The organism is Sphingomonas sp. Leaf32, assembly GCF_001421765.1.
In the GTDB taxonomy this organism is placed as follows: domain Bacteria; phylum Pseudomonadota; class Alphaproteobacteria; order Sphingomonadales; family Sphingomonadaceae; genus Sphingomonas.
Genome location: NZ_LMLA01000005.1, coordinates 81,216 through 93,962, shown reverse-complemented (window position 1 = coordinate 93,962; position 12,747 = coordinate 81,216). Strand labels below are relative to the sequence as shown.

The window sequence follows — 12,747 nt, the reverse complement described above, 5'->3', positions numbered from 1 at the left end:
CGCGGAACCCGTGTAGATGTGCATCCGTGGCGCAAGGTCGGCACTGTCGTCGAGCGCGCCGAGCTTGATCGTGACGAACGGCTCGTGGGCGGGCACGCTCCACAAAGGGGTGCCGCAGTCCGCGCAGAAGGCTCGCCCGATGTCCGCGCCACTGTCGCCCTTGCTGTGGAAAATCCTCGCTTCCCCCTGCGAAATCACCAGCGCCGGCACCGGTACGAGCGCGACATAGTTCGGACCGCCCCCGGCCATCTTGCGGCAATCGGTGCAATGACATGCCCCGACGCCCAACACCGGTGCGGTGATCCTGAACCGGATCGCACCGCAGGCACATCCACCCTGTCGTTCCATCGTCCATCCCTTCGATATCTTGTCCGAAGCGATGCCTAGCAGGGTGCTGTTGCCACCGTTATGGCAGCAGTCTGGCAGCATGGAGCAAGTGACGATGCGGCGCACCGAACGCCTGTTCCGGATCATCCAGATCCTTCGCGGCCGCCGCACCGCCGTTACCGGCCGGCAGCTTGCGGAGGAACTCGGCATCTCGCTGCGGTCGCTGTACCGCGACATGGCGGAACTGATCGCCCAGAACGTGCCGGTGCGCGGCGAGGCCGGCACGGGCTACGTCCTCGACGATGGATACGACATGCCGCCGCTGATGCTGACGGCCGACGAACTCGAAGCGGCGATATTGGGTGCGGCATGGGTAATGAAGCGCGGCGACCCGGCACTTGGGCGCGCCGCGCGTGACCTGATCGCCAAGATCGCCCACGCGACCCCGGAATCGTTACGCCCGGTATTGCTGGATGCCACGCTGAAGCCGATTTCGTTCAAGGCGGTGCCTGTCGAGACTTTCGACATGGCGCATGTCCGCCGCGCGTTGCGCGACCGCGTCCGCCTCGCCCTCACCTACCGCGATGCCGATGGCGGCGTCACGGACCGCACGATCTGGCCGATCTTCATCGCCTATCTGGAAGAGGTGCGCATCATCGTCGCATGGTGCGAGCGACGACAGGATTTCCGCCACTTTCGCACCGATCGCATTCAGGCGCTCGCCGTGACGGCCGCGCGCATCCCGGAACGCCACGCAACCCTGCTGAAACGCTGGAAGGCGACACAGCGACCATACCCTGCGACGATACCGCCGGGCGAGCATGGCCTGCGCTAGACCGGCAAGAGAACTAAACCGACCGCAACATTCACATCCGATAACAAAGATTATGTAAAGCCAAGCCTCAGCGCCCGGACGGGTCCCAGCGGATCGTCACGGCGGCGCCCGGCGGTAGCAGATGGTGCGCGCTGCGGCTGCCGGTGCGCGCGGTGAACGGTCGGGCGACGTCGCCGCGATTATAGGCGAGCAGGACGATGCCGCCATCGGGGTTGCGGAACGCCACCGATGCGATGTCGGCGGTCTCGCTGCTGTCGATCCGTGCCGCGCCGGGGGCGACGAAGCGGCTGAGATGGCCGAGCGCATAATATTCCAGCTCGCGCCGGACGCTGCCCGTTGACGGGTCGATGGTGACGACGCCGCGACAATCGGTGCAGCCGCCCTTGTTCGGCCCGCCCTTCGGATCGAGCGCGAGGTTCCACAGCAGCACGCCGCGTGCCCAGTTGCGGGTCGATCCGATCATCAGGTTCCGGATCGCGTCGCTAAAGCCGTTCTTCCATCCCGGCCGCCAGCCCCCGCCCGAACATTCGGTGAAGAACGTGTCCTTGGTCGGAAACGCGGCATGGACCCGCGCCTGCGCCGTGACCGTGCCGCCATAGCAATGCCATGCGATACCGGGAATGTATCGGCTCGCCACCGGATCGCGCAGCACCGTCTCGGGCTGGTCGGGCTGATCCCAATTATGGTCCCATTCGAGCACGCGGGTCGGCAGCTTCGCCCGTTCGAGTGCGGGGCCGAGATACCGCCCGACGAACCGCGCCCGGTCGCGCGCGGGCCATTTCATGCCGGGATAATCCTTAGGCGAAAAATCAGGTTCGTTCTGGATCGTGACATAGCGCATCGCCACGCCCTGTGCGGCATAGGCCTGCAGATAGCGCACCAAATAGCGGGCATAGACAGCATAGGTATCGTCGCGCAGCGTGCCGCCGATCATCGAATCCCCGGTCTTCATCCACCCCGGTGGACTCCACGGGCTGGCCATGACGACCAGTTTCGGATTGATCGCCAGCGCGGCCTGCACGGTCGGCAGCACGGTGGTACGGTTGGGCGCGATCGAGAAGCGGGCAAGGTCCGGGTCGCGCACGCCGGCGGGCATGTCGTCGAAGCTGTAATGCGTCGGCGAAAAGTCCGACGCGCCGATGGTCAGCCGGGTAAAGCCCAGGCGCAGCCCCTGCGGGCCGTTGCCGAACAATTCGCGCAACAACGCCTGTCGCCGCGCCACGGGCAGCCGCTGGATCAGGATCGCCGAGGCATCGGTGATCGACGCACCGAAGCCGACCATCGTCTGGTAGCGGCGCGTGGTATCGATCGCGATCGTCGCCCCCTCCCCCGCCGGACCGGTCGACAGCGCGACCGGGGTCAGACGCTGCGTACCATCGGCATCAGTCTGCCACGCCCGCACCCCGGCGGGCGGCGCGGGCGCGGCACCGATCGACAGCAGGGCGGCGACGGCAAGGAGGGGGCGGCGGATCATGGCTTCACGCTCCGTTCGGTCAGGATGGCGGTGCCCGACAGGGTCCGGTCGCCGGCGAACCGCCCGACCGTGACCGGATAGCGGCCGGCGGCGACATGCCAGCGGCGCCCGGCGACATCGTAATCGGCGATCAGGCGCGGGTCGACGGTCACGCTCACCCGCCGCCGTTCGCCCGGTGCCAGCGTCACGCGCTCGAACCCGACCAGGCGGGTCGTCGTGCCCGCGCGGCGGCCGGCATCGGCATAGATTTGCGGCACGTCCGCCCCGGCGACACGACCGGTGTTGGTGACGGTGAAGCTCACGCGCAGGTCCGCCCCGCCCTCGACCTTCAGCCCGTCATAGCGGAACCGGGTGTAGGACAGGCCGTGACCGAACGGGAATAGCGGCCGCTTGCCCTCCTTCAGATAGCCGCGATAGCCGACCGCCGCGCCCTCTTCATACGGCACCACCGGGGCCAGCTCGCGCTCGACCATGCCGTAAGTGCCGCCGGTCTTGCGCGCAGCATCGGCGGCCTTCATCTCGGCCAGGCCGGCGATGACCGGGCGCGGGGCCTGATCGATGCTGGCCGGAAAGGTCATCGGCAGCCTGCCCGACGGATTGACCGCGCCGAACAGCAGGTTGGCGATCGCCTCCCCTCCGCGTTGCCCCGGATACCATGCCTGCAACACCGCCGGGACCTTCTTCAGCCACGGCATCAGCGCCGGCCCGCCGGTTTCCAGCACGACGGCGGTGCGGGGGTTGGCGGTGGCGACCGCGTCGATCAGCATGTCCTGCAACCCCGGCAGCGCGAGGCTTTCGACATCCTGCGCCTCGGTCCGCCACTGCCATGCAAAGACGATGGCGAGGTCGGCGGTGCGCGCGGCGGCGGCAGCGGCGGCGGGATCGTTGCCATCGACATAGGTGACCGTCGCCCCCGGTGCCATCGCCCGGATCGCGGCGAGCGGGGAGGAAGCGTGCCACGTGATCCGCGCGAACGACGCCGCCGCCCCTTGCGTCAGCGGGATTTCGACCGGCGCACCGCCGACCGACCGCACCTGGCTGGACCCGCCGCCCGACAGCACGCCGACATCGGCATGGGCGCCGATCACGACGATGCGTTTCGCGCTGCGGGCCAGCGGCAGGAGGTCGCCGTCATTCTTCAACAGCACCGCGCCCTTTTCCGCCGCCTCCTGCGCGACGCGGGCGTTGGCGGCATAATCGATGGTCTGTGCGGTCGTCGGCACCGGATGGTCGATCAGCCCGGTCGACACCACACCCCACAGAATGCGGCGGTTCATGTCGGCCAGGCGCGCGGGCGACACCGTGCCCGCCGCGACCGCATCGGCCAGCGGCTTGCCGAAATACATCGCCTTGTCGAGTTCGCGGCCCGATTGCTGGTCCAGCCCGGCATTGGCGGCCTTCACCGTCGAATGCACCGCGCCCCAGTCGCTCATCACCCACCCGCGATAGCTCCAGTCGCGCTTGAGCACCCGGTTCAGCAGGAAATCATTCTCGCACGCCCAGTCGCCGTCCAGCTTGTTGTACGCACACATCACTGACCCCGGCCGCCCGCGCTCGATCGCGATCTGGAAGGCCAGAAGGTCGCTTTCGCGCAGGTCCGCCTCGCCGATGCGGGCGTCCATCGTCGTGCGCAGCGTCTCCTGCGGGTTGATCGCGAGGTGCTTGACCGTCGACACGATATGGTTCGACTGGACGCCGCGGATCGACTCCCCGGCCATGATTCCGGCGAGCAGCGGGTCCTCGCCCAGATATTCGAACGTCCGCCCGCCCCATGGATCGCGGGTCAGGTTGACGCCCCCGGCCAGCAGAACGTTGAACGTCTTGGCCCGCGCCTCCGCCCCGATCATCGCGCCCGATCGATAGGCGAGATCGGGATCGAAGCTGGCGGCGAGCGCGAGGCTGGCAGGCAGCGCGGTCGCGACGTCGCCCTTACGCTGTTCGATCTGGTTCGCGACGCCGAGCGAGGCATCGCTTTCCCGCAGCGTCGGGATGCCGAGGCGCGGCGCGCCCGGAACATAGCCCGCCGAGGGAATCATGTCGGCCGGGCGATCCTTGCTCATCGGCGGGAAGTACCCGAACACCGCGCGCAGCTGTTCCTCGCGCGTCATTCGCCGCACCAGCGTGTCGGCGCGCGCTTCGGCGTCGTCGGGGGTCGGCGGGGTCGTGGTCTGCGCCATGGCGGCGGTCGCCAGCAACAGGGCGGGCAGCGTCGTCGCGACGCGCCACGGCATCGCCCGAGCGAACGGCGTCATATCCTCTCCTTCGATGGCGCAATTGGAAGCGCTTCCAACGACGGTAATCCGTGGTTTCGGGCGTGGAGTCAAACGCTTTGGCGGGAGTTGGCTCCCCTCCCCGACAAGGGAGGGGAGAAGATCACCCCACCCGCGCGACCGATCCGCGTTCGACGATCGAAAACGGCAGCAATTCGGCCCCGGTCACCGCCGGCGCACCGCCGGTCAGCGTCTCGGCGATGATCTGGATCGCGCGCGTGCCCATCGCCTGCAGCGGCTGATGCACGGTGGTCAGCGGCGGCCACACCAGCGCCGATACCGGCGTGTCGTCGAAACTGGCGATCGACAGGTCGCCCGGCACGTCGATCCCTGCCCGGTGCGCGGCGAACAGCGCGCCGACGGCGGTATCGTCATTGGCGCAGATGACCGCTGTCGGCGGATCGGCGCGCGCGACCAGCCCCGGCAACAGGTCGACCCCCGCCTTGAAGGTGAAATTGCCGCGTTCGGCCCGCATCGCATCCGCCCCAAGCCCCGCGTCCGCCAGCGCACGCATGGCCCCGCGATACCGCTGTTCGGCGGACAGATGCTCGGCCAGTCCCTGGATGAAGCCGAAGCGGCGATGGCCGAGCGCGATCAGGTAGCGGGTCAGCGCGAAGCCCGCCGCCTCGTCATCCATGCCGACGCCCGGAATGCCGTCCGCCTCGTGCGCGGCGGGCGAAATGCGGACGACGACCGTGCCCGTGCGCTGCAACCCGGCCAGCAGCTCGATCCGGTCGGAAAAGGGCGGGGTCAGGATGACGCCCGAACAGCGGCTGTCCTCGACCAGTTCGATCAGCCGCGCATCCACATCGGCGCGGGTCTGTTGCAGGGTATGGGTGGCCAGTTCGATGCCGGTCTGGGCGCAGATGCGCAGCGCGCCGATCTCCAGCGCCGACTGGTAATAGGAATTCGGCTCGCTCTCGGTATCCGATGCCAGGATCAGCAGCACCGACCGGTTGCCGCCGCCCGCCAGATAGCGCGCCTGCAGATTGACCTGATAGCCCAGCGTAGCGACCGCATCCAGCACGCGGGTGCGCGATCGTTCGCTGACATTGGGACCGTCGTTCAGCACGCGCGACACGGTGGCGCGCGCCACGCCCGACAGGCGCGCGACATCGTCGATCGTTGGCTTGCGCGCCGTCACTGCCTGTCCCGCTCCCCCGTCGATCCGACCGCCGTCGTGTGACAGCGGCACGGGCGGTGCGCAAGCGACGGTACGATCACGCCGCGCTCAGGAACGCGGCGATCGTCAGCCGCCCGGTCGCCGGATCGGCGGGCAGGACGCGACCATGGTCGATCGCGGCACAGTGGAGCAGGTGGCTGCGATACAGCACCGCGCGATTGGGCCGCGCGGTGACGTGCGCGATCGGCACGAACAGGCCGGTTTCCCCGGCGATATAGCCCGGCGGCGGTTCGCCCTCGCGCGCCAGGTCGTCGGCCAGCGCCGCCAGATAGGCGGCGTGCCGGTCCGGCCCGATCGTCTCGAACCCGGTCGTGCGATGGCGAAAGAAGCGCGTGCCGCCCCATGCCCGCCGCCCCAGATAATGGACCAGCGCCAGACGCCCCGGTTCGACCGCATCGATATGCGGCAACCGCTGGGCAAGACGCAGCGCGGCGGGCGGGGTGGTGGTCAGCGAGAACAGCACCCGGTCGAACGTCAGCCGCTCTGCATGGCCGAACACCCGCCGTGCGGCGGCGGCGACCAGCGCGCCCACCTCTTCGCAATAGCGCGGGTCCACGGGCGCGCGGACACCCGGATAATTGCCCCCGTCCGCCTGCAGCGGCGCGGCGCACCCCTCCGCGATCAGGCGATCGGGATCGGGTGCGAAGCCGTCGACGATGACGATAGGCTCGCCCTCCTGCCCGATCCGTTCGACCCGGACCTCGGGCGTCATCGCGCGGCGTCCGGCGGCGGTGCGGCGCAGTGGTGCGCGACGAAGGCGTCGTGCGCCGGCATCCGCGCGACGCATTTGGCGATCACCCCGCGCACATCGGCCAGATGGCGGTCGATCTCCGCCGCCGGGGTCACGTCGACCAGCGGGTCGGGCGCCATGGGCACGATCCCCTGCCCGATCAGGACCTGAATCCAGCTTTCCTCGGCGAACAGTTCGTCATCCTCGCGAAAGATGCGGCCGTTGGCGGCGAACAGCGCCATCTTGCGCGCCAGCGTGTCGGGCACGTCCATGGTGCGGACATGGCGCCAGAACGGCGTGTCGTCGCGCTGCGTCGCCTTGTAATGCAGGATGATGAAGTCGCGGATGCGCTCCATCTCGAAATCGGTCTGGCGGTTATATTCGGCGATGGTGGCGGGGTCGAACGCGGCATCGGGCATCAGCCGGACGAGCCGCAGGATCGCCGACTGGATCAGGTGCAGCCCGGTCGATTCCAGCGGTTCGAGGAACCCGGCCGACAGGCCGATCGCGACGCAGTTGCGCACCCACGCCCGGCGCCGCTTGCCCGGCACGAACGACAGCCGCCGGGGGGTGCCGATCGCCGGTTCCTCCAGATGGTCGAGCAGCAGCGCCTCGGCGGTCGCATCGTCCATATGGCGACTGGCATAGACATGGCCATTGCCCGTGCGATGTTGCAGCGGGATGCGCCATTGCCACCCGGCGGGTCGCGCGGTCGACCGGGTGTAGGGTGGAAAGTCCGCCGCGCGCGCCGACGGCACCGCCACCGCCCGGTCGCATGGCAGCCAGTGGCTCCACGCCTCGTAGCCCGCCGCCAGCGCCTGTTCGATCAGCAGCCCGCGAAAGCCCGAACAGTCGACGAACAGGTCGGCTTCGATCACGCTGCCATCGGCCAGCGTCACCGATCGCAGGAATCCGCTGTCGGCGTCCTGCCCGACCGCCACGATCTCCCCCTCGCGCCGCTCGACGCCGCGGGTCCGGGCATAATCGGCGAGATAGGCGGCATAGAGGCCGGCGTCGAAGTGAAAGGCATAGGCGATCTGCCCGATCGGGCTGTCGGGCATGTCGGCGCGCGGGCGCATGAAGCGGTCGGCGACCGCCGCGACGGTGTTGATCGAATAGTCGTCGAGCGGCCCGCCGCGCCCTTCGCGATGCAGCTTCGTCCAATATTGGTGGCAGCGCAGCCATTCGAGGTCGCGACCGATGACGCCGAAGCCGTGGACATAGCTGCTGCCGATCCGCGACCAGTCGTCGAACCGGATGCCCAGCTTGAAACTGCCCTGCGTCCGGCGGAGGAATTCGTCCTCGTCCAGCCCGAGCAGGTCGTTGAACTTCTTGATCGCGGGGATCGTCGCCTCCCCCACCCCGACCGTGCCGATCGCATCGGATTCGACCAGGGTGATGGCATAGCGGCCCTTGAACAGCCGCGCGAACATCGCGGCGGTCATCCACCCGGCCGATCCGCCGCCGGCGATCAGGATGCGTTTGAGCGGGGTCATCGGGTGGTCCTGTCGTTCCTCGATCGGTCGTGCATCCGCCGTGCTCCCATCTCCTGTCATACCCCCAAAAAATCGCGGCGAGCACCGCCCGCCGCGAGGCCGGGGGGAAATCAGAAGCGGTAGTTGAACCCCAGCAGAAACTGCCGCCCATAGGTTTCATAGGTTTCGAGCAGCGATCCGCCGTCCGACGTCTTGGTCCCGCCGCCATCCAGGCCGAGGCGCGTGCGGTACGGCGAATTGGTCAGGTTGTTGACCTGGAACAGCACGCCCAGCCCTTCGAGCGCACCGCCCTGCACGGTGTAGCCGACCTGCGCGTCGACCTGCTTGTCGGCCAGGATCTCGGTGAAGCCGCGCGTCGCGAACAGCTGCACCACCTCGCCCTTGAAGCCCGAGCGATAGCGCTGGCTGATCCGCGCCTGGAACCCGGCGCGTTCGTAATAGCCGGTCAGGTTGTACACCGTGCCCGACAGGCCGGGGATGCGCACCGCCTGGGTCGGGTCGGGGTTGCTGGTCGGATTGAGGTTGGATTCGGTCAGCGACAGGCTGCCCTGCACGCCCAGCCCGTCGAGGAACGACGCCAGCGTGCCGAAGTTGAACGCGCCGCTGAACTCCAGCCCCTTGACCGTGCCGCCCTTGCCGTTGGCCGGCAGCGTGATCTGGCCGATATTGCTGATGACGACGCCCGGCGGGATGGCGTTGGCGGTCGTGGGCAGCGGAATGCCGCTGAAATCGAACGTCCCCGACTGCTGGTAGATATAGGTCTGGATGTCCTTGTAGAAGCCGGCGATCGACAGGTACGTCGTCGGGTTGATGTACCATTCATAGGCGGCGTCGAGCGCATTGGCCCGCCACGGCTTCAGCTTCGCATTGCCGCCCGATGCCGACCATGGATTGACGATCGTGCCCGGTGCGCAGGGCTGGCCCGAACACACCAGCGAATTGAACCCCGGCGCGACGTTGGCGCGCATGTCGTCCATCCGCGGCCGGGCCATCGTCTTGGACGCGGCGAAGCGCAACCGGTGCCCCCCGCCCAGGTCGTAGATCAGGTTCAGGCTGGGCAGCACGTCGGTATAGCTCGCCCCGTCGCGGATGCGCTGCGGCACGATCGGCTGTCCGGGTTCCAGGCCGTTGATGACCACACCGGTCGACGACTGGTCCTGGTTCACGACCTGCACGCCGACATTGCCCCGCAGCCGGCCCCAGTCGATATTCGCCTTGGCGTGCCAGGTGATGACGTCTTCGAGGATCGACCAGTTCTTGTCGTAGAAATTGGCGTCGCGGATCGGGGTGATGTCGTAATAGCGTGACAGCAACGCCGACGGATCGAACGACAGCACCTGTCCGAACCCGGCAAAGCCGAGGTCGGTCGGCTTCTGCAGGAAACTGCCGTCGACCAGCACCTGCTGCCGCCCGTTCTTCAGGAACAGGTCGTTGTCGTCCACCGTCTTGTTCTTGCTGCGGTGGGTCCAGTTCACCCCGATGTCGAACCCGCTGAAGAAGCCGTCGACCTCGCGGGACAGGCGCAGGTCGAGCGCATAGACCTTTTCATCGACCTTCGGGAACCGGATCGCACCGTCATGGCCCCACCCGCCCCACGGCGCGCGGTCGCCCAGCGACACACGGCTCGCATCGGCATAGTTCAGCCCTTCGTCATAGCGGGCAAAGCCGTCCTCGGGCGTGGTGAAGCCGATATTGTCCAGCGTCCGGCCGACATTCGGCGTGCCCGGCGTCACCCCGCCGCTGCCCAGGCCATAGCCGGCATAGGTTTCGAGGATCTGTTCGTCGCGCTTGTTCATCGAATAGGACAGGTCGGCGACGAACTGCGTCCGGTCGTCGAGGCGGAATTCGTTGTTCAGCCCGGCGGAGAACAGCTCGTCGTTGCGCTTGTTATTGTCGTTGCGCACGATCGGCACCGCGCCGACCGCGACACCCCCGGTGGCGAGCTTCGTCCCGCCGCGATCGTCGGTGGTGACGCCGGTATAGGTCAGGCCGTCGGCGAACGGGTTGGAAAACCACTGCGCGCCGCGCGTCACCTCGTTCTGGCGGAACTTCGAATAATAGAGGTCGAGCGTCGAATGCACGCTGTCGCCCGGTTGCCATTCGAGGATGCCGATGAACGCATCGCGGACGTTGCTGCGCGAGGTGACGAACACCTCCTGCCCGTTGACCAGCAGCGCACCGTCCGCGCTGTCGGGCCGGACGACGTTGACGGCCACGCCGTTCGCATCGGTCTGGTCGCCGAACGCTTCGTAGCCATAGGCCTTGTAATGGCGGTTGCCCGAGGGGGAGTCGATCCGCGCATAGCCCAGCGCCACGCCGATCGTTCCGTTCGCGAACTGGTCGATATAGCTGGCGCTGACGCGGTAGCCCATGTTGCGGACATCGTCGTTCAGCTTGCCGCCTTCGGTCTTCTCACCGCGCAGGTTCACCGCGAACGCCCGTTTGCCGAATGTCAGCGGGCGGACGGTGCGCAGGTCGGCGGTGCCCGACAGGCCCATGCCGGCGATCTGGGCGTCGGGCGTCTTGTAGACGACGACGCTGGACAGCAGTTCAGAGGGGTACTGGTCGAATTCGACCGCGCGGTTGTCGCCCGAACTCGCCTGTTGCCGCCCGTTGAGCAGCGTGGTGGTGAAATCGGGGGCGAGACCGCGGATCGAGATCACCTGCGCCCGGCCGGCGACGCGCTGTGCGGCCAGACCGGGCAGGCGCGCGATCGATTCCGCGATCGACACGTCGGGCAGTTTGCCGATGTCCTCGGCCGACACCGCCTCGACGATCGAGGTGTTGTCGCGCTTCAGGCTGATCGCGTCGGCGACGCCGCGGCGGATGCCGGTGACGACGATCTCGCCATCGGCGGGCGCGGCAGTCTCCTGCGGATCGCCGGCGGTGGCCTCCTCGCCCGGAACCGGTGCCGCCGCCTCCTGCGCCAGGGCGCCCGGTGCCAGTGCGGTCGAGCCGAGCAGCAGCGAGATCAGCGTCGTCGTCCGACGCGCGCGTGCGCAATTCATGTCCATCCTCCCCTAAGGAGCCGGTCTGCGGCCGGCTTCATTCGCTCGCCCGACTCCGTCCGATGGCGGAATTGGAAGCGCTTCCAATTTTGTAACACAAAGTTGCCGGGGTGCAATCCGAAAAACGGCCGCCGATCTCAGCCCGCAGTGCGCGGCTCGCGGAAACGCCGCGCGAAGGCCAGGATGGGCAGGTAACACAGCGCGGGCAGCAACAGCGCGGGGACCAGCCCGATCCGGTCGGCCAGCGCGCCGGTCAGCATCGGCACCACCGCCCCGCCGACCACCGCGATGCATAGCACCATCGCGCCGGGCGCGGCGCGCTCGGGCCGGTCGGGCAGCGCCAGGACATAGATTGTCGGATACATGATCGAATTGACCACCCCGACCAGCAGCAGCAACGCAGCGGCCACCGCCCCGCTCGCCAGTACCGCGCCGCCGACCAGCAACGTGGCGAGCAGCGCGGCCAGCGCCAGCACCGGGGCGGGCGGCACGACCCGCAGGATCGCCGCCCCGGCGAAACGCCCGACCATCGCCCCGCCCCAATAGAGCGCGACCAACCGCGCAGCGCTTTCCGCCGGCCAGCCCAGCGCATGGCGGCTCATCAGGAAATCGGTCAGCAGCGCGCCGATCGCCACCTCCGCCCCGACATAGCAGAAGATCGCGGCCGCCCCGGCCAGCAACCGGGTATCGCCGAGCGTCGCGACCCATGTCGCCCGCGCGATATGCGGCGCCCCCGCCGGCAGTCCGCTCAGCAGGTCGCGCCGCCGGAAAAAGGCGAAGGCGAGCGCCGTCAGGACCAGCGCGGCCAGCGCGAAGGGCAGGATCGAACCGGTCGGATCGCTCGCCGCCCTGGCCGACAGGATCGTCGTCGCGCCCAGCGCCGGGCCGATCACGGTGCCGATCGAATTGAACCCCTGCAGCAGGTTCAGCCGGACCGCCGCCCGTGCGGGATCGCCGACGATCGTCGCGGCGGTATTGCTGGCGATCTGCAGGAACGTCGCGCCGGTCGACACCGCCAGCAGCGCCAGCAGGATCAGCGGATAGCCCTCCCGCATCAGCCCCGCGACCAGCGCGACGCAGCCCGCCGCCATCAGCGACAGCCCGATGGCATGGGCACGCATATAGCCGGTGACCGCGACGATCGCCGCCACCGGCACCGCGAACAACAGATAGCTGGAAAAGGACGCAAGCTGGATGCTGGTCGCCATCAGGTAATCGAGGCCCAGCGTCAGCCGCATCCGCGGCACCAGCAGGCTGATCGACGACGCGACGAACCCGCCGATGAAGAACACGCCCAGCGACAGGCGGAACAGCCGCGCCGCGACCAGATCGTCCGATGACGCGGGCGCCGGGGGCTGGGCCAAGACGGTTCGTCCTTTCGTCGTGAAGACACGCTGTATCGCGCGGCCGGGGGCGGGCCGCAA

9 protein-coding genes are annotated in these 12,747 nt (G+C 68.3%); 1 reads left to right on the top strand and 8 read right to left on the bottom strand.

Features of this window, described 5'->3' with window-relative positions; all coding sequences use genetic code 11:
* The coding region (locus ASE83_RS07500; RefSeq protein ID WP_055934304.1) for a GFA family protein at nt 1-348 on the bottom strand (348 nt) is incomplete at its 3' end.
* Between the two features lie 94 nt (nt 349-442).
* Here ASE83_RS07500 and ASE83_RS07495 point away from each other — a divergent pair.
* On the top strand, nt 443-1,162 hold the full coding sequence (locus ASE83_RS07495) for a helix-turn-helix transcriptional regulator (protein WP_055786093.1): 720 nt from the start codon (nt 443-445) through the stop codon (nt 1,160-1,162).
* A 67-nt stretch (nt 1,163-1,229) separates the two neighbouring features.
* Here ASE83_RS07495 and ASE83_RS07490 read toward each other — a convergent pair whose 3' ends face one another.
* From ASE83_RS07490 to ASE83_RS07460, 7 genes are all read right to left on the bottom strand, one after another.
* On the bottom strand, nt 1,230-2,636 hold the full coding sequence (locus ASE83_RS07490) for a glycoside hydrolase family 30 protein (RefSeq protein ID WP_082443194.1): 1,407 nt from the start codon (nt 2,634-2,636) through the stop codon (nt 1,230-1,232).
* Nucleotides 2,633-4,888, bottom strand: a complete 2,256-nt coding sequence (locus ASE83_RS07485) for a beta-glucosidase (RefSeq protein WP_082443193.1) — start codon at nt 4,886-4,888, stop codon at nt 2,633-2,635. The genes ASE83_RS07490 and ASE83_RS07485 overlap by 4 nt, the downstream gene beginning before the upstream one ends.
* Before the next feature lie 121 nt (nt 4,889-5,009).
* Complete coding sequence (locus tag ASE83_RS07480) at nt 5,010-6,101, bottom strand: LacI family DNA-binding transcriptional regulator (RefSeq protein WP_200921839.1); 1,092 nt, start codon at nt 6,099-6,101, stop codon at nt 5,010-5,012.
* A gap of 25 nt (nt 6,102-6,126) precedes the next feature.
* A complete protein-coding gene (locus ASE83_RS07475) occupies nt 6,127-6,801 on the bottom strand; it encodes a DUF6445 family protein (protein ID WP_082443199.1) in 675 nt (224 codons plus the stop codon).
* Nucleotides 6,798-8,315, bottom strand: a complete 1,518-nt coding sequence (locus ASE83_RS07470) for a tryptophan halogenase family protein (protein WP_055785982.1) — start codon at nt 8,313-8,315, stop codon at nt 6,798-6,800. The genes ASE83_RS07475 and ASE83_RS07470 overlap by 4 nt, the downstream gene beginning before the upstream one ends.
* A gap of 110 nt (nt 8,316-8,425) precedes the next feature.
* Entirely contained in the window at nt 8,426-11,323 is a 2,898-nt protein-coding gene (locus ASE83_RS07465; RefSeq protein ID WP_082443198.1) for a TonB-dependent receptor, read from the bottom strand.
* 137 nt (nt 11,324-11,460) lie between these two features.
* Nucleotides 11,461-12,687 (bottom strand): MFS transporter, encoded by a 1,227-nt coding sequence (locus ASE83_RS07460; RefSeq protein ID WP_055785980.1) that lies wholly within the window; start codon nt 12,685-12,687, stop codon nt 11,461-11,463.
* Nucleotides 12,688-12,747 lie beyond the last annotated feature (60 nt).